General features: G+C 63.0%; 29 protein-coding genes. 24 read left to right on the top strand and 5 right to left on the bottom strand.

The window, feature by feature from the left end:
* Positions 1-8 precede the first annotated feature (8 nt).
* Both HV786_RS11795 and HV786_RS11790 read right to left on the bottom strand, forming a co-directional pair.
* Entirely contained in the window at positions 9-2,180 is a 2,172-nt protein-coding gene (locus HV786_RS11795; protein ID WP_128829639.1) for a metallophosphoesterase, read from the bottom strand.
* Positions 2,181-2,426: 246 nt separating this feature from the next.
* Positions 2,427-3,854 carry an NAD-dependent succinate-semialdehyde dehydrogenase gene (locus tag HV786_RS11790; protein ID WP_062838798.1) on the bottom strand — a complete coding sequence of 476 codons (1,428 nt, stop codon included), beginning with the start codon at positions 3,852-3,854 and terminating at the stop codon, positions 2,427-2,429.
* A 203-nt stretch (positions 3,855-4,057) separates the two neighbouring features.
* Here HV786_RS11790 and HV786_RS11785 point away from each other — a divergent pair, with 203 nt between their 5' ends.
* The 19 genes from HV786_RS11785 (at position 4,058) to rplQ (ending at position 14,213) form a co-directional block, all read left to right on the top strand.
* A complete protein-coding gene (locus HV786_RS11785) occupies positions 4,058-4,813 on the top strand; it encodes an aspartyl/asparaginyl beta-hydroxylase domain-containing protein (protein WP_218895232.1) in 756 nt (251 codons plus the stop codon).
* Positions 4,814-5,156: 343 nt separating this feature from the next.
* Positions 5,157-5,525 carry a 50S ribosomal protein L14 gene (rplN, locus tag HV786_RS11780; protein ID WP_006216531.1) on the top strand — a complete coding sequence of 123 codons (369 nt, stop codon included), beginning with the start codon at positions 5,157-5,159 and terminating at the stop codon, positions 5,523-5,525.
* A gap of 11 nt (positions 5,526-5,536) precedes the next feature.
* Positions 5,537-5,857, top strand: coding sequence for a 50S ribosomal protein L24 (rplX, locus tag HV786_RS11775; RefSeq protein WP_008168975.1), 321 nt, complete (start codon positions 5,537-5,539; stop codon positions 5,855-5,857).
* A 12-nt stretch (positions 5,858-5,869) separates the two neighbouring features.
* On the top strand, positions 5,870-6,409 hold the full coding sequence (rplE, locus tag HV786_RS11770; RefSeq protein ID WP_006216529.1) for a 50S ribosomal protein L5: 540 nt from the start codon (positions 5,870-5,872) through the stop codon (positions 6,407-6,409).
* 12 nt (positions 6,410-6,421) lie between these two features.
* The gene (rpsN, locus tag HV786_RS11765; protein WP_006216527.1) at positions 6,422-6,727 is read left to right on the top strand and encodes a 30S ribosomal protein S14; all 306 of its coding nucleotides are present in this window, start codon (positions 6,422-6,424) and stop codon (positions 6,725-6,727) included.
* A gap of 10 nt (positions 6,728-6,737) precedes the next feature.
* A complete protein-coding gene (gene rpsH, locus HV786_RS11760; protein ID WP_006216525.1) occupies positions 6,738-7,133 on the top strand; it encodes a 30S ribosomal protein S8 in 396 nt (131 codons plus the stop codon).
* Positions 7,134-7,145: 12 nt separating this feature from the next.
* Positions 7,146-7,679: a 50S ribosomal protein L6 gene (gene rplF, locus HV786_RS11755; RefSeq protein ID WP_063953645.1), complete on the top strand. Its 534-nt coding sequence runs from the start codon at positions 7,146-7,148 to the stop codon at positions 7,677-7,679.
* Between the two features lie 21 nt (positions 7,680-7,700).
* A complete protein-coding gene (rplR, locus tag HV786_RS11750; RefSeq protein WP_008168985.1) occupies positions 7,701-8,066 on the top strand; it encodes a 50S ribosomal protein L18 in 366 nt (121 codons plus the stop codon).
* 15 nt (positions 8,067-8,081) lie between these two features.
* A complete protein-coding gene (rpsE, locus tag HV786_RS11745) occupies positions 8,082-8,603 on the top strand; it encodes a 30S ribosomal protein S5 (protein ID WP_008168987.1) in 522 nt (173 codons plus the stop codon).
* Positions 8,604-8,606: 3 nt separating this feature from the next.
* Complete coding sequence (gene rpmD / locus HV786_RS11740) at positions 8,607-8,792, top strand: 50S ribosomal protein L30 (protein ID WP_006216520.1); 186 nt, start codon at positions 8,607-8,609, stop codon at positions 8,790-8,792.
* 9 nt (positions 8,793-8,801) lie between these two features.
* A complete protein-coding gene (rplO, locus tag HV786_RS11735) occupies positions 8,802-9,242 on the top strand; it encodes a 50S ribosomal protein L15 (protein WP_056327061.1) in 441 nt (146 codons plus the stop codon).
* Between the two features lie 13 nt (positions 9,243-9,255).
* A complete protein-coding gene (gene secY, locus HV786_RS11730; protein WP_056327063.1) occupies positions 9,256-10,581 on the top strand; it encodes a preprotein translocase subunit SecY in 1,326 nt (441 codons plus the stop codon).
* Between the two features lie 8 nt (positions 10,582-10,589).
* Complete coding sequence (gene infA, locus HV786_RS11725) at positions 10,590-10,808, top strand: translation initiation factor IF-1 (RefSeq protein ID WP_003806927.1); 219 nt, start codon at positions 10,590-10,592, stop codon at positions 10,806-10,808.
* A gap of 34 nt (positions 10,809-10,842) precedes the next feature.
* Positions 10,843-10,956 carry a 50S ribosomal protein L36 gene (gene rpmJ, locus HV786_RS11720; RefSeq protein ID WP_003806928.1) on the top strand — a complete coding sequence of 38 codons (114 nt, stop codon included), beginning with the start codon at positions 10,843-10,845 and terminating at the stop codon, positions 10,954-10,956.
* A gap of 43 nt (positions 10,957-10,999) precedes the next feature.
* On the top strand, positions 11,000-11,365 hold the full coding sequence (gene rpsM, locus HV786_RS11715) for a 30S ribosomal protein S13 (RefSeq protein WP_008168996.1): 366 nt from the start codon (positions 11,000-11,002) through the stop codon (positions 11,363-11,365).
* A 15-nt stretch (positions 11,366-11,380) separates the two neighbouring features.
* Positions 11,381-11,782 (top strand): 30S ribosomal protein S11, encoded by a 402-nt coding sequence (rpsK, locus tag HV786_RS11710; protein WP_006216516.1) that lies wholly within the window; start codon positions 11,381-11,383, stop codon positions 11,780-11,782.
* An 11-nt stretch (positions 11,783-11,793) separates the two neighbouring features.
* The gene (rpsD, locus tag HV786_RS11705) at positions 11,794-12,417 is read left to right on the top strand and encodes a 30S ribosomal protein S4 (protein WP_056327065.1); all 624 of its coding nucleotides are present in this window, start codon (positions 11,794-11,796) and stop codon (positions 12,415-12,417) included.
* Between the two features lie 229 nt (positions 12,418-12,646).
* Positions 12,647-13,633: a DNA-directed RNA polymerase subunit alpha gene (locus HV786_RS11700; RefSeq protein ID WP_008169002.1), complete on the top strand. Its 987-nt coding sequence runs from the start codon at positions 12,647-12,649 to the stop codon at positions 13,631-13,633.
* Between the two features lie 187 nt (positions 13,634-13,820).
* Positions 13,821-14,213: a 50S ribosomal protein L17 gene (gene rplQ / locus HV786_RS11695; protein ID WP_006389635.1), complete on the top strand. Its 393-nt coding sequence runs from the start codon at positions 13,821-13,823 to the stop codon at positions 14,211-14,213.
* Between the two features lie 101 nt (positions 14,214-14,314).
* On the opposite strand, the gene HV786_RS11690 is transcribed toward rplQ, so the two are convergent.
* Positions 14,315-14,767, bottom strand: a complete 453-nt coding sequence (locus HV786_RS11690; protein WP_056327068.1) for an HIT family protein — start codon at positions 14,765-14,767, stop codon at positions 14,315-14,317.
* Between the two features lie 122 nt (positions 14,768-14,889).
* Between HV786_RS11690 and cutA the strand changes: the two genes are divergently transcribed.
* The 3 genes from cutA (at position 14,890) to HV786_RS11675 (ending at position 18,222) form a co-directional block, all read left to right on the top strand.
* Positions 14,890-15,237 carry a divalent-cation tolerance protein CutA gene (cutA, locus tag HV786_RS11685; RefSeq protein WP_056327070.1) on the top strand — a complete coding sequence of 116 codons (348 nt, stop codon included), beginning with the start codon at positions 14,890-14,892 and terminating at the stop codon, positions 15,235-15,237.
* The gene (dsbD, locus tag HV786_RS11680; protein ID WP_175210933.1) at positions 15,237-17,135 is read left to right on the top strand and encodes a protein-disulfide reductase DsbD; all 1,899 of its coding nucleotides are present in this window, start codon (positions 15,237-15,239) and stop codon (positions 17,133-17,135) included. Before cutA ends, dsbD begins: the two co-directional genes overlap by 1 nt.
* A gap of 205 nt (positions 17,136-17,340) precedes the next feature.
* Positions 17,341-18,222, top strand: coding sequence for a DMT family transporter (locus HV786_RS11675; protein ID WP_128829792.1), 882 nt, complete (start codon positions 17,341-17,343; stop codon positions 18,220-18,222).
* 78 nt (positions 18,223-18,300) lie between these two features.
* Here HV786_RS11675 and hemB read toward each other — a convergent pair whose 3' ends face one another.
* The gene (gene hemB, locus HV786_RS11670; protein WP_062838801.1) at positions 18,301-19,317 is read right to left on the bottom strand and encodes a porphobilinogen synthase; all 1,017 of its coding nucleotides are present in this window, start codon (positions 19,315-19,317) and stop codon (positions 18,301-18,303) included.
* Positions 19,314-19,937 carry a ribosome biogenesis GTP-binding protein YihA/YsxC gene (gene yihA / locus HV786_RS11665; protein ID WP_056327074.1) on the bottom strand — a complete coding sequence of 208 codons (624 nt, stop codon included), beginning with the start codon at positions 19,935-19,937 and terminating at the stop codon, positions 19,314-19,316. The genes hemB and yihA overlap by 4 nt, the downstream gene beginning before the upstream one ends.
* 264 nt (positions 19,938-20,201) lie before the next feature.
* Between yihA and HV786_RS11660 the strand changes: the two genes are divergently transcribed.
* On the top strand, positions 20,202-20,903 hold the full coding sequence (locus tag HV786_RS11660; protein ID WP_108006863.1) for a c-type cytochrome: 702 nt from the start codon (positions 20,202-20,204) through the stop codon (positions 20,901-20,903).
* Positions 20,904-21,022: 119 nt separating this feature from the next.
* The gene (locus HV786_RS11655) at positions 21,023-23,104 is read left to right on the top strand and encodes a cytochrome c biogenesis protein ResB (RefSeq protein ID WP_175210931.1); all 2,082 of its coding nucleotides are present in this window, start codon (positions 21,023-21,025) and stop codon (positions 23,102-23,104) included.
* Positions 23,105-23,106 lie beyond the last annotated feature (2 nt).

Genomic DNA, 23,106 nt, shown 5'->3' with positions numbered 1-23,106 from the left:
AAACCCGCTCAGAACGGCGAAGGCTGGTTGGACAGGTTGACGATGCTGTTGGTGGTCAGGTCCAGGCGGATGTGCTCGGACGGCGCGCCGTTTGCCAGCTTCAGCATGATCGCCATCAACGGCTTGAAGCGCGCCTTGAACAGATCGGCCGGCGTGTTGGCGTTGCTGACGTTGTTGCCGTTCATCTGCACGGCGGCGTTGGTCTGGTTAAGCGCCTGGGCCAGCAGTTTGTACTGGCTGGCGCGCTGCGCCGGAATGTCCGTGAACGCCAGGTCGCCCGCATTGGCAAGTCGCACGAAGTCGCCCGCCATTTCCAGCGCCGTCCACTGCGCGAAGTCCGACAGCTGCATGCCGTTGGCCTGGGCCAGGGCTTGTGCGCGCGCCTGCGCGTTGGCCGCATCCGCGGCATAGGCCGCATTGCTCGCGCCGGTGCCTCCGCCGTCAGACAGGCACGCGAAGAATGCGGGCGTCAGGTTGTTCTGGTTGCCGGTGTTCGCCAGTTCCTTCAGCGTCACCGTCGTTTGCAACTGGGACAACGCCAGCAGGTCTGCGCCGGTCAACGGGCTCTTGACCAGTTCGCGCATTTCGCAGCGCCAGTCGTCGTTGAGCAGACGCAGGCGCACCAGCTCGCTCATGTAGCGGTAGGTGAAGTCGCCGTAGTCCTTGGCGTCCAGGATCGACACGTCCCAGCGCGGCGGCACGGTGTAGGCGTTCTCGGCGCGGTAGAGGTCGAACAGTTCATCAAAGCGCGGCACCTCGTCCAGACGGATGGTCTGCACTTCGATCTCGTCGGCGCTCTGCAGCGTCATGAGTTTGTACGCGGGCACGTAGGCCGCCATGGAGGGCGCCTGGATGTTGAAGAGCGCGTGTTCGCCGCCGTAGTTGCGCAAGGCCATGTCATTGAAGTGCATGTGGCCGCCCACGTGCACCTTCAAGCCGGTCTCGGCCAGCGCGCGGGTGGTGTTCTCCGCGGGGCGGCGGATCATCTGCATCTTGTTGGCGCCCAGCAGCGCCTCGATGTCGTCGGACGCGCCATTGAAGAACTCGGACATCGGGAAGTGGCTGAAGGCGATGACCTGCTTGCCCTGCGCCTTGCCGCGCGCGACCACGTCGGCCAGCCACTTGATGACGTGGGTCTTGTGGGTCAGCATCTTGTTGTAGCCCTGGTCGCCTGAACCGGTGAAGTCGTTTGCGCCCGGGCCCGTGGGCACGTAGACGTTGGCGTCCAGGCCCACCAGCCACACGCCCTTGACGGGTTCGACCACGTAGGACGTGTCGGGCACCATCTTGCACAGCGTGTAGTTCTGCGGCTTGTTCGGGCCGCCCGTGCCTTCGGCACAGATCTCGTACTGGCGGTTGATCCAGTTGGCTTGCGCCGCCGCGGTCGCGTAGTCATAGTCTTCGTACTTGTAGGTGCTGTAAGGCGTCTCGTAATACACGTTTTGCGGCTGGGGCATGAAGCCGTGCTGCTCGAGCGCGGCCGTGATGCCCGAGTAGCCCATGTGCAGCACTTCCTCGGTGCAGTACGTATTGCCGATCCGCGTCCAGTCGCCGCTGTAGGACGTGTTGCACGCATTGGCGCCGCGGCTGTAGATCGGTTGCGAGAAACCGATTGCGCCCGTCACGGGATCCAGGCCCAGATAGTCGCTCTTGCCGGCCGGCTGGTTGAAGGGGCGGTTGGGATCGTGGTTGCCCGGTGCGGCGAAGAACTGGATGCCGTGCTTCTTCGAATAGTCATCCATGATCTTGACCAGGCCGCGCATGTGCACAGGCTGGCCGTCGTCCGAGAAGTCGCCCGGCAGCGCGATGTACTTCACGCCGCGCTTTGCGGCATCGTCCAGCGCGGCCAGGAACGCAAAGTAGTTCTCGTTGAACAGGCGCGTGGACGTCAGTTGCGCGTACATCGTGCGGATGGTCGCGTTGTCACCGGCCTTCGGGTTCGGAATGCCGGGGAACGAGCCATCCTTGAAGTCCGCGTAGACGTCATGGAAGTGGATGTCGGGCATGAATGCAACCTGCACGGGGGCGGGCGGCTGCGCGGGCGTTTCGGTCGGGGGCGGCGTCTCGGCAACGGGCGGCGTCGTGTTGTCGTCGTCCTTGTCGCCGCCGCATGCGGCGAGTAGGGCAACGAGCAGCAGCGAGGCTGCGGCGCGGACGGGGCGGTAAGGGCGAAGCGTCATCGGGCTTGGATATCCTGGATAGTTCGGTGCGGCGGCGTTCGGGCAGCAGTGTTGGCCCTGCCGAGCTGGCAGCCGCTGGTCAGCTGCCTGGGTCAGTTTTTTGGGTCAGCTACTTGTAAGCGGGCCCAATGCTCACTGACCCGCATGACAGCGTCATGAATTCCGAACCGGTCCGCGTCACGCAACAGGCAAAAAAAAAAGCCCCGCACCTGACGTGCGGGGCTTTGCGATGCGAAGGTCGCAGGATCAGACGTGCGTGATGAACTTCGTGACCAGGTAGCCTTCGAAGGTTTCCGTGCCGCCTTCGCTGCCGATGCCGCTGTCCTTGATGCCGCCGAAGGGCGTCTCGGCCAGGGCGCTGCCGAAGTGGTTGATGTTGACCATGCCGGCTTCCAGGCCGTTGGAGACCTTGGTCGCGGTCTTCAGCGAGTTCGTGAACACGTACGAAGACAGGCCGAAGGGCAGGCTGTTGGCGCGGCGCAGCACCTCATCGGTGTCGCTGAAACGAACCACGGGTGCGACCGGACCGAAGGGCTCCTCGGTCATCAGCATGGCGTTGTCGGGCAGGTCCGTGACCACGGTGGGCGCAAAGAAGAAACCCTTGCGGTCCAGCGGACCGCCGCCGACCACCACCTTCGCGCCGTGCTTCCTGGCGTCGTCGATGAAGGCGCTCATGGCGGGCACGCGGCGCTCATGGGCGAGCGGCCCCATCTCGGTGCCGGCTTCCAGGCCGTCGCCAACCTTGATGTTCTTGAGCACTTCCGAGAACCGTGCAAGAAACTGCTCGTACGCGCCGTCCTGCACATAGAAGCGGGTGGGCGACACGCAGACCTGGCCGGCGTTGCGCACCTTGAACTTGGCCAGCATCTCGGCCGCGCGGTCGATGTCCGCGTCGTCGAACACCAGCACGGGCGAATGGCCGCCCAGTTCCATGGTGACGCGCTTCATGTGCGCGCCAGCCAGCGCCGCAAGCTGCTTACCCACCGGCACGGAGCCCGTGAACGACACCTTGCGCACGATCGGCGAACGGATCAGGTAGTCCGAGATCATGGCGGGCTCGCCCCAGACGATGTTCAGGCAGCCCTTGGGCAGACCGGCGTCGTGGAACATGCGCGCAATGGCCATGACCGCGCTGGGCGAATCCTCGGGCCCCTTGAGCACGACCGTGCAGCCGGCGCCGATGGCGGCGGCGATCTTGCGGATGGCCTGGTTGTACGGGAAGTTCCAGGGCGTGAAGGCGGCGCAGACGCCGATGGGCTCGCGCACCACGATCTGGCGGACGTCGGGATTGCGCGGCTGGATAACGCGGCCATAGATGCGCCGGCATTCCTCGGCGTGCCAATCGGCGTGTTCGGCGCAGGAGGTGACTTCGCCCACGGCTTCGGCCAGCGGCTTGCCCTGATCCAGCGTCATGTTGCGGCCGATCTCCTGGGCGCGCTCTCGCGACAGCGTGGCGACCTTGCGCAGGATCGCCGAGCGGTCCATCGGCGAGGATTTCTTCCACGATTCGAAAGCGCGCTGGGCGGCGGCAAGGGCGCGATCCAGATCCGCTTGCGTGGCGTGGGGCAGCTGGCCGAGCACCTCGAGCGTGGCCGGGTTGATGACGTCCTGGGTGCGCCTGCCCTCGCCGGCGACGAATTCGCCGTCGATATACAGCGCCAACTGTTCATACATGCCTGTCGTTCCTTGAGAAATAGGAATGGGTAGCGGAAAGGAGCAGCGGCTGCTGCTGCCCACGGCAGTCTAAACCAGCTTGTCCCGGTCAAACGGAGCCAATCCCCGATGTGAGCTTGGGGCCATTGGGCTCATCGCACGCTTGCGCGCGCGCATCGCCAGGGGCAAAAATAGGGAATCTTCGGCTGTCTTTTCTTCTACCTATGGTGCAACCCGTCGATGCGCGCCCGGCCACCCATCCCAGCCTCTACTCCCGGGTGTTTTTCGGTTTCATCGACTGGCTGCGCCAGCGCATCGCGCAGGCCTCGCTGGTTGGCGACAAACCCATATTCCAGAACAGCCAGTTCCCCTGGATTGCCGCCCTCGAAGCGCGGGCGCCCGCCATCCGCGCCGAACTGACCGGCCTCCTGGCCGACCGCCAGGCCTTGCCTGCCTTCCATCAGATTTCACCGGACGTGGGCATGATCACGTCCGACGACCAATGGAAGACCTTCGTCTTCATGGGCTACGGCCTGCGCTCCGAACGCAATCTTGCGCGCTGCCCGGCTACTGCCCGTGCGCTGCAGGACATTCCGGGCATCCGCACCGCCTTCTTTTCCATCCTTGAGGCCGGCAAGCGTATTCCGCTGCACACGGGGCCGTACAACGGCGTGTTGCGCCTGCACCTGGGCCTGGTCGTCCCCGAGCCGCCCGAGCAGTGCTGGATCGAGGTGGGCGGCGAACGCTATAGCTGGCGCGAAGGTCAGGCTGTCGTCTTCGACGACCTGTATCCCCATCAGGTGCACAACGACACCGACGGCCTGCGGGCCGTGCTTTTCGTGGACTTCGAGCGTCCTTGCCGCGCTCCTGTAAAATGGTTGAATCGCCTGGTGCTCATGGCTGCGCCGTTCACGGACGAAATCCGTCGCGGCAAGGCAAATCATGACGCCTGGGAGAAGGGCTACTACCGCCAGAAATAGGGGCGGATGGCCCGCCAAACCGACCCCCTTGACAGGGGGCGTGGTCTTTTGTGCGCAATCCCAACAAAGTGCTTGCGCTCAAAAATTAACCACGTTAGAATTATCAGCTTTCCCAGATTGTCGATTCATCGAAGCCGAAGGCTAGATGAGCGCGTCGGGGGGAATACCCGCAGGATTTCAACCCAGGGTCGTTGCGTTGCCAACCGGTTGCTGGTCCAAGTAGTTATGGACTTGCCGACATAAAAGCAGGGCGGCTGACCTGACGGGACCAAAACTGGCAGGAATTGCAGTGTTCCCTTGTTGGGAAAACCGTATTTCCAGTTAAGTTGGAACAGGAAAAATCATGATCCAAATGCAGACCACGCTGGACGTGGCCGATAACACTGGTGCGCGTCATGTCATGTGCATTAAGGTGCTCGGTGGCTCCAAGCGCCGTTATGCCGGTATCGGCGACATCATCAAGGTGAGCGTCAAAGATGCGGCTCCGCGCGGACGCGTCAAGAAAGGCGAAATTTACAATGCCGTGGTGGTTCGTACCGCCAAGGGCGTGCGCCGTAAAGACGGTTCGCTGATTCGTTTCGGTGGCAATGCCGCCGTGTTGCTCAACGCCAAGCTGGAGCCTATCGGCACCCGCATCTTCGGACCCGTTACGCGTGAACTGCGTACCGAGAAGTTCATGAAGATCGTGTCGCTGGCCCCGGAAGTGCTGTAAGGAGCCCTACGATGAACAACATTCGTAAAGGCGACGAAGTCATCGTCCTGACCGGCCGCGACAAGAAGCGTCGCGGTACCGTGCTGGCCCGCGTTGGCGCCGACCACGTCCTGGTCGAAGGCGTCAACGTTGCCAAGAAGCACGTGAAAGCCAACCCGATGGCTAACAACCCGGGCGGGATTGTCGAAAAGACCATGCCGATCCACATCTCGAATGTGGCGCTCTTCAACCCCGCAACCGGTCGTGGCGACCGCGTGGGCGTTCAAGAAGTCGAAGGTCGCAAGGTCCGCGTGTTCCGTTCCAATGGTGCCGTTGTCGGCGCCAAGGCGTAAGGGGCGATAGACATGTCTCGTTTGCAAGATTTCTACAAGAGCAAGGTCGCTGGCGACCTGCAGGCCAAGTTTGGCTACAAGAGCGTCATGGAAGTGCCGCGCATCACCAAGATCACCCTGAACATGGGTGTCTCGGAAGCGGTCTCCGACAAGAAAGTCATTGAACACGCTGTGTCGGATCTGACCAAGATCGCCGGCCAAAAGCCTGTCGTGACGAAGACCAAGAAGGCTATCGCCGGTTTCAAGATCCGCGAAAACTACCCGATTGGTTGCATGGTCACGCTGCGTGGTCAACGCATGTACGAATTCCTGGATCGCCTGGTGGCGGTTGCGCTGCCTCGCGTGCGCGACTTCCGCGGTATCTCGGGTCGTGCGTTCGACGGCCGTGGCAACTACAACATCGGGGTGAAAGAGCAGATCATTTTCCCCGAAATCGAGTACGACAAGATCGACGCGCTGCGTGGGCTGAACATCAGCATCACCACCTCCGCGAAGACCGACGAAGAAGCCAAGGCGCTGTTGACGGCCTTCAGCTTCCCGTTCCGTAACTAAGGGGCTGATGACGTGGCTAAACTTTCCCTCATCAATCGCGACATCAAGCGCGCCAAGCTGGCTGACAAGTTCGCTGCCAAGCGCGCTGAGTTGAAGGCGATCATCGACGACCAGTCGAAGACCGACGAAGAACGTTACCAAGCTCGGCTCAAGCTGCAACAGCTGCCGCGCAATGCCAACCCGACGCGTCAACGCAACCGTTGCGTGGTCACCGGTCGTCCTCGCGGTGTGTTCCGCAAGTTCGGTCTGACGCGCCACAAACTGCGTGAAATGGCGATGAAGGGTGAAATCCCCGGCATCACCAAGGCCAGCTGGTAGGAGAAACAATATGAGCATGAGCGATCCCATCGCCGATATGCTGACCCGCATTCGCAATGCGCAGCAAGTGGACAAAGTTACGGTGAGCATGCCCTCCTCGAAGCTGAAGGCGGCTATTGCCGCTGTGCTGAAGGACGAAGGCTACATCGACAGCTTTGAAATCAAGGGCACCCAGGCCAAGCCTGAGCTCGAGATCACCCTGAAGTACTACGCTGGCCGTCCGGTCATCGAGCGCATCGAACGCGTCTCGCGTCCTGGTCTGCGTATCTACAAGGGCCGTACCAGCATTCCTCAGGTCATGAACGGCCTGGGCGTGGCTATCGTTTCGACCTCGCGCGGCGTCATGACCGACCGTAAGGCTCGCGCCAACGGCGTCGGCGGCGAAGTGCTGTGCTACGTGGCCTAAGGAGAGATTCGAATGTCACGTATCGCTAAGTATCCGGTCGAACTGCCCAAGGGTGTCGAAGCTGACATCAAGCAGGATCAGATCACCGTCAAGGGCCCGCTGGGCTCCTTGACCCAACCCCTGACTGGCGACGTCACGATTTCGCTGGACGGTGGCAAGCTCACGTTTGTCGCTGCCAACGATTCCCGTCACGCCAATGCCATGTCGGGCACCGTGCGCGCGCTGGTGGCCAACATGGTCAACGGTGTGAGCAAGGGATTCGAGCGCAAGCTGAACCTGGTCGGCGTGGGTTACCGCGCCTCGGTTCAAGGCGACGCCGTTAAGCTGCAGCTCGGTTTCTCGCACGACGTTTTGCATCAGTTGCCGGCCGGCATCAAGGCCGAATGCCCCACCCAGACGGAAATCGTCATCAAGGGCTCCAACAAGCAAGTCGTCGGTCAGGTGGCCGCTGAAATCCGCGCGTACCGCGAACCCGAACCCTACAAGGGCAAGGGCGTGCGTTACTCGGACGAACGCGTCGTCATCAAAGAAACCAAGAAGAAATAACGGCGCACGCAAGGACGAATCATGGACAAAAAAGTTTCCCGTTTGCGTCGTGCGGTTCCGACTCGCCGGAAGATCAACGAGCTGCGCGTTCATCGCCTCTCGATTTTCCGCTCGAACCAGCACATCTACGCCAACATCATTTCGCCGGAAGGCGATCGCGTTCTGGTCAGCGCCTCGACGGTGGAAGCCGAAGTGCGTGCGCAACTGGCCGGCCAAACCGGTCAGGGTGGCAACAAAGCCGCTGCGACGCTGGTTGGCAAGCGCGTGGCTGAAAAGGCCAAGGCTGCCGGTATCGAACTGGTCGCTTTCGATCGCTCGGGCTTTCGTTACCATGGCCGCGTCAAGGCGCTGGCCGATGCCGCGCGTGAAGCCGGCCTGAAGTTCTAAGCGAGGATCTGTCAAATGGCTAAAGTACAAGGCAAGAACGCCGCGGAAAAAGAGAACGATGACGGCCTCCGCGAAAAGATGATCGCGGTCAACCGCGTGAGCAAAGTGGTCAAGGGTGGTCGCACCATGAGCTTTGCCGCGCTGACCGTGGTTGGCGATGGCGATGGCCGCATCGGCATGGGTAAGGGCAAGGCGCGTGAAGTGCCGGTGTCCGTTCAGAAGGCCATGGAACAAGCCCGTCGCGGCATGTTCAAGGTCGCTCTGAAGAACGGCACGCTGCACCACACCGTGGTTGGCAAGCATGGCGCCGCTACCGTGCTGATTTCGCCCGCTGCTGAAGGTACTGGCGTTATCGCCGGCGGCCCGATGCGCGCTATTTTCGAAGTGATGGGTGTGCGTAACGTGGTTGCCAAGAGCCTGGGCTCGAGCAACCCCTACAACATGGTTCGCGCCACGTTGAACGGCCTGCGCGCCTCCCTGACCCCGGCCGATGTTGCTGCCAAGCGCGGCAAGACGGTCGAAGAAATCCTGGGGTAAATCATGGCTCAGAAGCAGATCAAAGTGACCCTCGTGCGCTCGGTGATCGGTACCAAGCAATCGCACCGTGATACGGTTCGCGGTTTGGGCTTGGGTCGCATCAACAGCAGCCGCGTGCTGGTCGATACGCCCGAGGTGCGTGGGATGATCCGTAAGGTGGATTATCTCGTTTCCGTCTCGGAAGCCTAAGGAATCACCATGTCGGATATGCAACTTAATACGCTGAAGCCCGCCGAGGGCAGCAAGCACGCCAAGCGCCGCGTCGGCCGTGGCATCGGTTCGGGTCTGGGTAAGACCGCCGGCCGTGGCCACAAGGGTCAGAAGTCGCGCTCGGGCGGTTTCCACAAGGTTGGCTTCGAAGGCGGTCAAATGCCGCTGCAACGTCGCCTGCCCAAGCGTGGTTTCACCCCGCTGGGTCAACACCTGTATGCACAAGTTCTCTTGTCGGACCTCGAAGCCCTGCCCATCGACGAAATCGATGTGCAAGCGCTGAAGGCGGCCGGCGTGATTGGCCAGGCGGTTCGTTACGCCAAGGTCATCAAGTCTGGTGAACTCTCGCGCAAGGTCGTGCTCAAGGGCATTACCGCGACGGCCGGCGCTCGCGCCGCCATCGAAGCCGCGGGCGGCTCGCTTGCTTGATCAGAGGTGACGAGTGGCTAACGCGCAGGCATTGGGCAAATCCGGAGCACGATACGGCGATTTGAAGCGCCGTCTGGTGTTCCTGGTGCTCGCCCTGGTGGTTTACCGTTTGGGTACACACATCCCGGTTCCGGGTATCAACCCGGACGCGCTGGCGGACTTGTTCCGTCAGAACCAGGGCGGGATCCTGGGCCTGTTCAACATGTTCTCGGGCGGGGCGCTCTCGCGTTTCTCGATTTTTGCCCTGGGGATCATGCCGTACATTTCGGCATCCATCATCATGCAGTTGATGTCGGTGGTGGTGCCGTCGCTGGAAGCGCTCAAGAAAGAGGGCGAATCCGGTCGTCGGAAGATTACCCAATACACCCGCTACGGCACGGTCGTGCTGGCGCTGGTGCAAGCAGTGGGCATTTCGGTGGCGTTGGAGTCCCAACAGGGACTGGTGATCGATCCGGGCATGCTGTTCCGCTTCACGACCGTCGTGACCTTGGTCACCGGCACCATGTTCGTCATGTGGCTGGGTGAGCAGATCACGGAGCGCGGTCTGGGCAACGGGATCTCCATCCTGATCTTCGCAGGTATCGTTGCGGGTCTGCCCGCGGCGCTGGCTGCACTGCTGGACCTGGTCCGCACCAACGCGATGTCTGTGCTTTCGGCGCTGTTCATCGTGGCTCTGGTGGTGCTGGTTACCGCTTTTGTGGTGTTCGTGGAACGCGGACAGCGCAAGATCACGGTGAACTACGCCAAGCGTCAGGTCGGCAACAAGGTCTACGGTGGTCAGAGCTCGCATCTGCCGCTGAAGCTGAACATGGCAGGGGTGATTCCGCCGATCTTCGCGTCGTCGATCATTCTGTTCCCGGCCACGATCACGAGCTGGTTCTCCAGCAGCGAGAACATGCGCTGGCTTAGCGACCTGGCTGCGGCCCTGTCGCCTCGTCAACCGCTCTACATCACGCTGTACTCGGTCGCGATTATTTTCTTCTGCTTTTTCTACACGGCTCTGGTTTTCAACAGCCGCGAAACGGCGGACAACCTGAAGAAGAGTGGTGCGTTTGTTCCGGGCATCCGTCCGGGCGAGCAAACGGCGCGCTACATCGACAAGATCCTGATGCGTTTGACGCTCGCAGGTGCCATCTACATCACGTTGGTGTGCCTGTTGCCGGAATTCTTGGTGATGCGCTGGAACGTTCCCTTCTACTTCGGTGGTACGTCTCTGTTGATCATTGTGGTGGTGACGATGGATTTCATGGCGCAGGTTCAGGCCTACATGATGTCTCACCAGTACGACTCGTTGCTCAAGAAGGCCAACTTCAAGGGCGCGGGTTTGCCGATGCGGTAAGCAAAAGAATGTCCAAGGACGACGTCATTCAGATGCAAGGTGAGGTTCTTGAGAACCTCCCGAACGCGACATTTCGCGTCAAGCTCGAAAACGGCCACGTGGTGTTGGGCCATATTTCCGGCAAGATGCGTATGCATTACATCCGGATCCTGCCGGGTGACAAGGTCACAGTGGAGCTCACGCCCTATGATCTGACGCGAGCCAGGATTGTTTTCCGCTCCAAGTGAGCGAAACCGGATTACGGAAAATTAGGAGTCAACCATGAAAGTAATGGCATCGGTTAAGCGGATCTGCCGCAACTGCAAAGTTATCAAACGTCACGGCGTGGTGCGCGTTATCTGCACCGACCCGCGTCACAAGCAGCGTCAAGGCTAACTCGGGTTAGCGACTACGCAACGGATTTATTCAAGGAACAGTCATGGCCCGTATTGCTGGCATTAACATTCCGCCGCAACAGCACGCCGAGATCGGCCTGACCGCCATTTTTGGCATCGGTCGTACGCGCGCTCGCAAGATTTGCGAAGCGGCAAACGTACCCTTTGACAAAAAGGTCAAGGATCTGAGCGACGCTGAATTGGAACGCGTCCGCGAACATGTTGGTTTGTTCACGGTTGAAGGCGACCTGCGTCGTGAAGTACAGCTCTCGATCAAGCGTTTGATCGACCTGGGAACCTACCGCGGTATGCGTCACAAGCGCGGTTTGCCCGTGCGCGGCCAGCGCACTCGCACCAACGCCCGGACCCGCAAGGGCCCGCGTCGTGCTGCTGCGTCCCTGAAGAAATAATCGAGGAACAGGATTATGGCGAAAGCTTCCACCAGCGGCGCTTCGCGCGTGCGCAAAAAGGTCAAGAAGAACGTCTCGGACGGCATCGCGCACGTTCACGCTTCGTTCAACAACACCATCATCACCATCACCGATCGTCAGGGCAACGCGCTGTCGTGGGCCACGTCGGGCGGTGCTGGCTTCAAGGGTTCGCGTAAGTCGACCCCGTTTGCCGCGCAGGTTGCCGCTGAAACGGCCGGCCGCGTTGCGCTCGAGTACGGCATCAAGACGCTGGAAGTCCGCATCAAGGGCCCCGGTCCTGGCCGCGAGTCGTCGGTTCGCGCGCTGAACGCGCTGGGCATCAAGATCTCGTCCATCGCCGACATCACGCCCGTTCCGCACAACGGCTGCCGTCCGCCGAAGCGTCGTCGTATCTAAAGGGAATCCACATGGCACGTTATATTGGACCCAAATGCAAGCTCTCGCGCCGCGAGGGTACTGACCTGTTCCTGAAGAGCGCCCGTCGCTCGCTGGATTCCAAGTGCAAGCTGGATTCCAAGCCTGGCCAACACGGCCGCACTTCGGGTGCCCGCACTTCCGACTACGGCCTGCAGCTGCGCGAAAAGCAAAAGCTCAAGCGCATGTACGGCGTGCTGGAAAAGCAATTCCGCAAGTACTTCGCTGAAGCCGAGCGTCGCCGTGGCAACACCGGCGAAACGCTGATCCAGCTGCTGGAATCGCGCCTGGACAACGTCGTCTACCGCATGGGCTTCGGCTCGACGCGCGCCGAAGCTCGCCAGCTGGTGAGCCACCGCGCCATCGAACTGAACGGCCACACGGCTGACATCGCTTCGATGCTGGTCAAGGCTGGCGACGTCATCTCGGTTCGCGAAAAGGCCAAGAAGCAAGGCCGTATCAAGGAATCGCTCGACCTGGCCACCAGCATCGGCATCCCCCAGTGGGTGGAAGTCGACGCGGCCAAGCTGACCGGCACGTTCAAGTCGGCCCCCGATCGCGCTGACGTCGCTCGCGACATCAACGAATCGATGGTCGTCGAACTGTACTCGCGTTAATCACGCCTGCCGGCGCCTCCTTCGCAAGGTGCTGGCAAGCTGGTCCCGCGACCCGGTCGACCCGTTTGCACGTCCCGCAGCAGCCCGCTTTCGCCGTTTTGGTGGAGCGGGCTTTGCGGTAAGTATCGGGCGGCTTTTTCGCAGCCCGTGTTTCAAGCTTTACCGTCTCACCCTGTCCATCAGCCTTATCGGTGTAACGAGCCGAGGGTATTGAAAAGGAATTCAGTACATGTCCACTCAAGGTTTCCTGAAGCCGCGCTCCATTGAAGTCGAACCGGTCGGCACGCACCATGCCAAGATCGTGATGGAGCCGTTCGAGCGTGGCTACGGTCACACGCTGGGCAACGCCCTGCGCCGCATCCTCTTGTCTTCGATGACCGGCTACGCGCCGACCGAAGTCCAGATGACCGGTGTGGTGCACGAATACTCGACCATCCCGGGCGTTCGCGAAGATGTCGTCGACATCCTGCTGAACCTGAAGGGCGTGGTCTTCAAGCTGCACAACCGCGACGAAGTGACGCTGGTGCTGCGCAAGTCTGGCGCCGGCACCGTGCTGGCCAGCGACATCGAGCTGCCGCACGACGTCGAAATCATCAACCCCGGCCATGCCATCTGCAACCTGACGGAAGCGGGCAAGCTGGAAATGCAGATCAAGGTCGAGAAGGGCCGCGGCTATGTGCCCGGCAACGTGCGCGCGCTGTCGGAAGACCGCACGCACACCATCGGCCGCATCGTTCTGGACGCCTCGTTCAGCCCGGTTCGCCGCGTGAGCTACGCCGTTGAAAGCGCCCGCGTGGAACAACGCACCGACCTGGACAAGCTGGTTCTGGACATCGAAACCAACGGCGTGATCTCGCCCGAGGAAGCGGTGCGCCAATCGGCCCGCATCCTGATGGACCAGATCTCGGTGTTCGCCGCCCTGGAAGGCGCCGGCGATTCGTACGAAGCCCCGGTCCGCGGCACGCCGCAGATCGATCCGGTGCTGCTGCGCCCGGTCGACGACCTGGAACTGACGGTGCGTTCGGCCAACTGCCTGAAGGCCGAAAACATCTACTACATCGGCGACCTGATCCAGCGTACCGAAAACGAGCTGCTCAAGACCCCGAACCTGGGTCGCAAGTCGCTCAACGAGATCAAGGAAGTGCTGGCTGCACGTGGCCTGACCCTCGGCATGAAGCTCGAGAACTGGCCGCCCCTGGGCCTGGAGCGTCCCTAAGTCTTGAAAGGGTGCCGCCTCTGCGAAGGGGCGTCTCCCGCAACGCCCGGCCTTTGTTGCCGGGCGATTTGCGAAATCGTCGTAAAATGCCCCGTTTTCTACCGGACCGCAGCCTGATTGCAGGCTGATAGAAGAGCCGGCAACCCGATGGCGGAAACGCCGTCTTTAGATTCAAAGGAAACTTATCATGCGTCACGGTAATGGCTTGCGTAAGCTCAACCGCACCAGCAGTCACCGTCTTGCCATGTTCCGCAACATGGCTGTTTCGCTGATCACTCACGAAGCAATCAAGACCACGCTGCCGAAGGCGAAAGAATTGCGCCGCGTCATCGAACCCCTGATCACGCTGGGCAAGGAGCCCACCCTCGCGAACAAGCGTCTGGCCTTTGCCCGTCTGCGCGATCGCGATGCGGTTGTGAAGCTGTTTGCCGAAATCGGCCCGCGCTACGCGGCCCGTAACGGCGGCTACACCCGCGTGCTGAAGATGGGCTTCCGTCAAGGCGACAACGCTCCCATGGCTTTCATGGAACTGGTTGACCGTCCGGAAGTCGATGAAGCCGCTGAGGACAGCGCCGAGTAATTTCGGCAGCTAGATAAGCGACAAGGGCGGGTCTTCGGACCTGCCCTTGTTTTTTTTCGCCTACATTCGCCGCCTTCGCTTACTGCGCGCATTCGCCGCGCTCATTCTCCACGTTCGGGGCCGCCGCGCAGTTGCCCGCGCAATTGCGCCGCCGTGGCCGCGAGCGCTTCCGGCGGCGATTGGGGCGGCATCTTGAAAGTCAGATCCTGCTGCTCGATGTACTGCGTCGATGTCACGTCCTGCGGGTGGTGCATCGGGATGACGTGCGCATGCGCGTGCGCGACGTGGATCCCCGTGAAGGCAAAACCCACGCGCTCAACGCCGTACAGGCGCTTCATCTGGCGCCCCAGCCGCTGACCCAGGTTGACGATGCTGGCCGCCAGGTCGGCCGGCATGTCCTCGTAGTAGGGATAGTGCTGCTTGGGGATGATGAGCGTGTGGCCGGCGCGCACGGGGTGGATATCCAGGAAGGCCAGGAGGCGGTCGTCCTCGTGGACGACGTGCGCGGGGATCTCGTGACGGGCGATGCGGCAGAACAGGCAGTTGTCGGACATGCTTGCCTCGGCGTGAAAAGGGATGGCGCGGCGGCCGCGCGACCGGCAGCGCCGGGGAGTTGGCCGCAATATCGATAAAATACCTCGAGTTACATCCCACGCGGGTATCCCAAGGAGGTTCCATGTTGCGCGATGACGACGTCGTGCTGGTCATCAGCAATGCGCCGGATCTGCTTCTGGCCAAGCGTATCGCGCACGTGCTCGTCGAGGACGGGCTGGCAGCCTGCGTGAACCTTGGCGCGCCGGGGTTGTCCATCTACCTGTGGAACGGAGAGGTCGAAGGGACGGAGGAAATTCCCATCCACATCAAGACGACCTACGCGCGGCATGCCGCCGTCGTGCAGGCCCTGTCGCAGATGCACCCCTACGATGTTCCCGAGATCATCGTGCTGCCAGTCATCGGCGGCGCGGCGCCATACCTGGACTGGGTGCGCGAGCAGACGGCCATTACGCAGAACAAGAGAAACTGATGTTGCAACTTGCCGGTACGGTTGGCGCGCGCGGGCGCGCCCTCAGCGTGACCCCTTCGATCCTGAGGCACTGCCTCGCGTTGTTGGCAGTGATGCTTGTGCTGCTCGGATGGCAGTCCGCCGCGCGGGCGCAAGCCGAATTCCTCGAACCGGAAAAGGCCTTTGTGTTCAGCGCGCAGATGGCGTCGCCGGATACGCTTGAATTGCACTATCGCGTGGCGCCCGGCTATTACATGTACCGCGAGCGCTTCGGGATTGCGATCACCCCAGCAGACGCCACCACGCTCGGGCAAGCCGTTTATCCCAAGGGCGAAGTCAAATACGACCCGACCTTCGAAAAAGACATGGAGGTCTTTCACAAGGACGTGACGATCCGCGTTCCCGTCGGCGCGGGAGGACAGCCCTTCACGCTGACGTTGACGGGCCAAGGCTGCGCGGATGCCGGGCTGTGCTATCCGCCGATGGACAGCACCGTCAAACTTACGCCCGTGGCCGGCGGTTATGCGGTGGCGGGCACGGGAATTGGCGGGGCCGCGTCCGCGGCGCCGGCAACTTCCGGCGGATTGTCCGCGTTGGTGAACGCGGGCGACACGGGCCTGGCCGATGCCTTGGGCGGTCTGGGCTGGATCAAGACGGCGGGCGTCTTTTTGGTGCTGGGTCTGCTGCTGGCTTTCACGCCATGTGTGCTGCCCATGATTCCCATCCTGTCGTCGATCGTGCTGGGCGGGGCGCAGCACCAGCGGCCCAGCCGCAGTCGCGGTCTGGCGCTGGCCGCGACGTACGTGCTGGGCATGTCGGTCGTGTACACCGCGCTGGGCGTGGCGGCCGGGCTGAGTGGCGCGGGGCTCGCCGCCTGGCTGCAGACGCCGTGGATCCTGTCGCTCTTCGCCATCCTGCTGGCCGTGCTGGCGCTGGCCATGTTCGACGTGTTCACGTTCCAGATGCCTTCCGGCATCCAGGCCATGCTGTCGGACCGGTCCTCGCGCATGCCGGGCGGGCGATATACCGGGGCCCTGGTGATGGGCGCGCTGTCGGCCCTGATCGTGGGTCCCTGCGTTGCGGCTCCGCTTGCTGGCGCCTTGCTTTACATCTCGCAGACGGGCGACGTGGTCTTGGGCGGATCGGCGCTCTTTGCAATGGCGTGGGGCATGGGCGTGCCGCTGCTGATCGTCGGCGCGTCGTCTTCGGCGTTGCTGCCCAAGGCCGGTCCCTGGATGGACGGCGTCAAGCGGCTGTTCGGCATGCTGTTGCTGGCGACGGCGTGGTGGATGCTCATCCCCGTCGTGCCGACGTGGGTGCAGATGACGGGCTGGGCATTCCTGGCTGTCGTGTCGGCCGTGATGCTGCGCGCCTTTGATGCCCTGCCGCCGGGCGCAGGCGCCGGTCGCATGTTTGGCAAGGGGCTGGGCCTGCTGCTCGCCCTGGCGGCCGCGGCGTGGCTGGTGGGGGCCGCCAGCGGGGGCCGCGATGTCCTGCAGCCGCTCTCGCACCTGGCCGCGCGCGGTGAAGCAGCGGCAGCCGGCGGGGCCGCGGCGGGCGAGGTCCAGTTCACCCGGGTTCGCAGCAACGCCGAACTGGACGCGGTGCTGGCGCAGAGCACCCGGCCGGTGATGCTGGACTTCTATGCGGACTGGTGCGTGTCATGCCGCGAGATGGAGCGATTCACCTTTACCGATGCGGGGGTCGCGCAGCGCATGGCTGGAATGGTGCTGGTGCAGGCCGACGTCACGGCGAACAATGCCGACGACCGCGCGCTGCTCAAGCGATTCCGACTGTTCGGCCCGCCGGGCATCATGTTCTTCGAGCCCGGCGGCAAGGAGATCGCGGAAGCTCGCGTCGTGGGATTCCAGGACGCCAAGCGCTTCACCGAGTCGCTGGACCGCGTCCTGGTCCGCTGACGGCACGGCGGACGGGCAGAGCAGCGCGCGCCATCGTCTGATGCGCGCAACGCGGCCCGCCGCGCATTGAATCGAGGGAAGGGGCGATATACCATGATCGCTTCGCCGCCCGCGCGGCGCATCCATCTCCCTCCAGGCTGACGCCGTGACGTCCCCCACCGTTGATGCAAGTCAGGACCGGCATGGTCTGATCTATCTTCAATTGATGTTCGTCATGGCCACCTGGGGCCTGAACATCGTCTCCATCAAGTATCTGACGCAGCACATGGACATCCAGGCGCTGGCCGCCGTTCGGATCGTCATTGCGTTTGTCACCGTCACACTCATCATCAAGGCGCGCCGCGGCCGCATCCCGAAGCTGGGTGGCGCGCAGTTGGGCTGGGTGGCGCTGGCAGGGTTCCTGGTGGTGTACGCGCACCAGGTGGCACTGGTGTCGGGACTGCGCTTTTCATCGGCAGCCAACGGCACGCTGATCATGGCCACCAGCCCGTTGCTGTCCGCCTTCCTGGCCGCCATCTTCTATCGCGAAAAGCTCACGACCACCCGCATCGCCGGCGCGCTGCTGGGCCTCATGGGTGTGGGCATGGTGGTGGTGGGCAGCGGCGCGCAACTCGGACTGACGGGCTGGGGCGACGCGGTGGTGTTCGTGGCCGTGCTCGTCTTTGTGTTTGGCGGCCTGGTGATTCAGCGGATGTCGCGGATGATGGATCCGCTGGGCATGCTTTGGTACATGTATCTGGCCGGCGGATTGATGCTGGTCGGGCATGCCGCGCTGACGCCGTCTTCGTACGAGGCGGGCACGTGGCAGATGGCATGGTGGCCCTGGGCCGTGCTGATGTTTTCGGCGGTGATCGCCTCGGGTGTCAGCAACATCGTCTGGAACGCGGGCATCGCGCGGCTGGGGATCAGCCGCGCCGCGCTGTTCGTGAATTGGTTGCCGATTTTCGGGCTGCTGTTCGCGGCCCTGTTCCTTGATGAGCACGTCACCCTGACCCATGTCGTCGGCCTGGGTTGTGTGCTTGTCGGAACGTGGCTGGGCCTGCGCCGCGGCGCGCAGCCGGCACGCGCTGCCGCTGCAAAGGCCTGATTCAATGGAGGTTGCCGGCGCGCAGGCCGGCAAAGCAGGGGGAAGGGCGCAGACGGCAGTACGCCGCGCCCGCCGGCTTTAGCGCTGGCTTTTCAGCAGCTTTGCCGCTTCGATGGCGAAGTACGTCAGGATGCCGTCGGCGCCGGCGCGCTTGAAGGCCAGCAGCGCCTCCATCATGACTTTGTCGTGGTCGAGCCAGCCATTGGCGGCGGCGGCCTTGATCATGGCGTATTCGCCGCTCACCTGATAGGCGAAGGTCGGCACGCGGAACGTGTCCTTGACCCGGCGCAGCACGTCCAGGTACGGCATGCCCGGCTTGACCATGACCATGTCGGCGCCTTCCTGCAGGTCGCCGGCCACTTCGCGCAGCGCCTCGTCGATGTTGCCCGGATCCATCTGGTAGGCCATCTTGTTGGACTTGCCCAGGTTGGTGGCCGAGCCCACGGCGTCGCGGAACGGACCGTAGAACGCGCTGGCGTACTTGGCCGAATAGGCCATGATGCGCGTGTGGATGTGACCATTGGCTTCGAGCGCGCGGCGCACCGCGCCGATGCGGCCGTCCATCATGTCGCTGGGCGCGACCATGTCCACGCCGGCTTCGGCCTGCGTGAGCGCCTGCTTGACCAGGATCTCGACGGTGGGCTCGTTGACGACGTAGCCGTCCGCGTCGATGACGCCGTCCTGGCCGTGGCTGGTGTACGGGTCCAGCGCCACATCGCACAGCACGCCCAGTTCCGGGAAACGCGACTTCAGTTCGCGGACCACGCGCGGGATGAGGCCGTCGGGATTGGTGGCTTCGATGCCGTCCGGGGTCTTGAGCGCCGGGTCGATGGCGGGAAACAGCGACAGCACCGGAATGCCCAGCGCCACGCATTCCTCGGCCACGGGCAGCAGGGTGTCCAGCGAATAGCGGACCACGCCGGGCAGGGACGCCACCGGCTGGCGCAGGCCGGAGCCTTCGGCCACGAAGACCGGGTAGATCAGGTCATTGACCGTCAGGGCGTTCTCGCGCACCAGACGGCGGGTGAAGTCGTCGCGACGCAGGCGGCGGGGGCGGGAAACCGGAAACTCAGGGGTGATGATCTGCGGGTTCATGGTACGACCTTCGGGGAAATCCAATTTTCGATGTGAGCGCCGGCCTCTTCGAGCCCGATGCGCTCGGGCGCCGAGAAGGGGACCGTATGCAGCGCGCCGATGTCGGCGAGGTCCTTGCGGACCGAGAAGACGGTGCGCATGCGCTGGCCGTACGGCAGCTTGTCGGCCTTGGTCAGCAGGGCCAGCACCGGGCGGCCGGTGGGCGCGATGAAGTTGGCCAGGCGCCGGTCCAGTTCGGTCACGCCGCGGCGGATGTCGATGAGCAGGACGATGCCGACCAGCGATTCACGGTCGCGCAGATAGCCGCCCAGGATGTCTGCCCACTTTTCCTTTTCGTTGCGGGCCACGGACGCATAGCCGTAGCCGGGCAGGTCGACCAGATAGCCGATGTGGGCTTCCGGGTCCAGCGGGTCGGGCAGGCTGAACATGTTGATCAGGCGCGTGCGGCCCGGCGTCTTGCTGGAGAACGCAAGACGGCGCTGATTGCACAGCACGTTGATGGCCGTGGATTTGCCGGCGTTGGAGCGGCCAACGAAGCAGACCTCGGGAGCGCCGGCGGGCGGCAACTGGTCGAGGCGAGCCGCGGAGGTGAGGAAGGAGGCGCGATGTAGGAGGGACACGGATGGCTTTCGATACGGTTGGTTTCGAGCCCTATTGTATAATCCGGCGTTTGCTACAGTGGTCCGCGTGTGCGGAGCCGTCTTTTTTGCTTACTGTTTAGCTGCCATCCAGACGTTTTGTAGCCCTTCTTGTGCCGATGGATGCAGCACCGCAGCAAGATCGCAAAGCAGGACAAGCAAAACAGGTTCGATACGGTTTACTGCAAGTGCGGGCAGGCGTGGGCGCCTTTTTGCGCCTTGATCGATGTGATCGTCGAGGTCTTCATGAAGCGTGTGCTGTCCCGGATGTTGGTTGCGAGCGGGCTGTTGCTCGGCGCCTCCGCCTTCTCTGCTACGAGTTTCGCCGCCAATGGCGCTGCGGGCCCGGCCAAACCAGACGCCGCCAAGGGCGGTCAGCTGTTTGACCAAGGCGACGCGTCCCGCGGCATCATTGCCTGTGCTTCCTGTCACGGCGCGGCGGGTAACAGCACCATTCCGGTGAACCCGAACCTTGCCGCGCAGCCGCACGAGTACCTGGCCAAGCAGCTCGCCGACTTCAAAGTGAAGGAAGGCGCCAAGACCCCCGTGCGCAATGGCCCCGACGGCAATCCCAGCCCCATGACCGCCATGGTGCAGAACCTGACGCCGGCAGACATGCAGAACATTGCTCTGTATCTGGCGCAGCAGCCCCTGAAGGAACCCGCCACCGCCGGCCATGAGAACTTGGTTGAGCTAGGTCAAAAGATCTGGCGCGGCGGTTTGCCGGACCGCAACGTCCCGGCTTGCGCGGCGTGCCATTCTGCCAATGGCGCGGGCATCCCTGGCCAGTACCCCCGTTTGTCGGGGCAGTTCCCCGTGTATATCGAAGAGCAGCTGAAGCTTTTCCGCAGCGGCGACCGCAAGAACGACGTCATGCACGCCATCGCGGACCGCATGTCGGATGCTGACATCAAGGCGGTGTCGGATTACGCGGCTGGCCTTCGGTAAGCGATTGGCCGCAACGTGCGCGGCCGGTCCGCGTTGATGCAACTTGCGCGCGCCGGAACCTCGTTCCGACTCGCACTGTCTATGAGGGGGGTAGCCGATAGCGCGGCCCCCCTTTTTTCATGAATTCGACCCGAACCCACTCCCGCCCCTCTCTGCGCAGCCTGCCAGGCGATCTCTTTGAACTTCTGGGTTCGATGCGTTTTGCCGTCAGCCTGCTGATGTTCATCTGCGTGGCCAGCCTGGTGGGTACGGTGCTGCAGCAGAACCGATCGTCCAACAATTACATCGACCAGTTCGGTCCGTTCTGGTTCGAGGTCTTCGACAAATTCTCCATCTGGCACGTCTACAACAGCTGGTGGTTCCTGCTGATCATGGGCTTTCTGGTCGTATCGACCTCGGTGTGCCTGATCCGCAATGCCCCCAAGATGCTGCGCGACGCGCGATCGTTTCGCGAGCACGTGCGCGAAGGCAGCCTGCGCGCCTTTCCGCATCGCGTCGAGACCACCGAGCCCACCGGCGTGCCGCAGACGGTGACCGGCCTGAAGGCGCTGCTGGGCCGCATGGGTTACGCGGTGCGCGTGCGCGAGGCCCAGGATGGCGTTCTGCTGGCCGCCAAGAAGGGCAGCGCCAACCGGCTGGGCTATGTGTTCGCCCACGCCGCCATGGTCATCATCTGCATCGGCGGCCTGCTCGACAGCGAACTGCCGGTGCGCCTGCAGGTCATGTTCGGCGGCAAGCAGCCCATCGTCGAAAACATGCTGATTTCAGAGGTGCCTGAAAGCGGGCGCCTGTCGGTCAACAACCCGAGCTTTCGCGCAAGCGTCCTGGTGCCCGAGGGCGGCCAGGCCAGCACGGCGGTCGTGATGGTGGGCGATGGCGCGCTGGTGCAGCCCATGCCTTTCACGCTCAAGCTCAAGAAATTCATCGTCGACTACTACTCCACCGGCATGCCCAGCCGCTTTGCCAGCGAAGTCGAAGTCACGGATCCGGACACGGGCAAGACCTTCGATTCGACCATCGAAGTGAACGAGCCGCTGCGCTTCAAGGGCATGACGGTTTATCAGTCGAGCTTTGACGACGGCGGCAGCACAGTCGTGCTCAAGGGGTATCCGCTGGTGGGCGCCAACGACGCGACCTTCTCGGTCGACGGTACGGTGGGCAAGACCAGCGAACTGACGGCGCAAACGGCCAAGGGCCCGCGCAGCATGGGCATCGAGGTCACGGCCATGCGTCCGATCAACGTCGAAGACTTGACCCGCGGCGACCCCAAGGGCGCCGACCAGAGCTTTGCAGAGCACGTGGCCTCGGTCGCGGGCAGCGCGGCCGGCAAGAAGAACGAAAACCTGCGCAACGTGGGGCCCAGCGTCGAATACAAGCTGATCGACGATGCGGGTCAGGCGCATGAGTTCCAGAACTACATGCTGCCCGTCGAACTGGACGGCGCGGCCGTCTTCCTGGCCGGCGTGCGCAATAACGCCGGCGAGCCCTTCCGCTATCTGCGCATCCCGGCCGACGACGACAGCTCCATCGCCGAATTCATGCGTCTTCGCGCCACGCTGGCCGATCCGGCCGCGCGCAAGGAAGCGGCCCGCCGGTTCGCCGAGCGCAACAGCCCGTCGGGCGCCGATCGCCAGCCGTTGGAAACCGCGGCCGAACGTGCGCTGGACACCTTTGCCGCCGGCGGCCTGCAGGCCGTCGCGGCGTTCCTGCAAGCCAATACCCCCGCCGCCGATCTGGAGCGCGCCGCCGATGTCGTGATTCGCCTGATCGGCGCCAGCATGAACGAATTGCGCGCCATCGCGCGCGAACGCGCCGGTCAGCAACCGGTGGCCGTCGATGGCCCGGAAGGCGAGCGCGCGGCAGTGTGGTCGCGTCTGGCCGTGGCCGCGCTGTCCGACCTGACCGTCTATCCCGCACCCGTGTTCCTGTCGCTGGCCGACTTCAATCACGTGCAGGCCAGCGTCTTCCAGGTCAGCCGCACGCCGGGCAAGAACACCGTCTACCTGGGCAGCCTGTTGCTGGTCCTGGGCGTGTTTTCGATGTTCTACATCCGCGACCGTCGCGTCTGGATCTGGGTCAAACCGCAAGACGGCGGCAGCAGCGTCCTGGCGGCCATGACGTCACAGAAGCGTACACTTGACTTCAATCAAGAGTTCGAACGCTTCAAGCAGGCGCTGCTGCGCCAGAAAAAAGGGTCTTAAGG

This window comes from Achromobacter mucicolens (genome assembly GCF_902859725.1).
Taxonomy (GTDB): Bacteria; Pseudomonadota; Gammaproteobacteria; order Burkholderiales; family Burkholderiaceae_B; genus Achromobacter; species Achromobacter mucicolens.
This window is presented reverse-complemented; position numbering and strand designations above follow the sequence as displayed.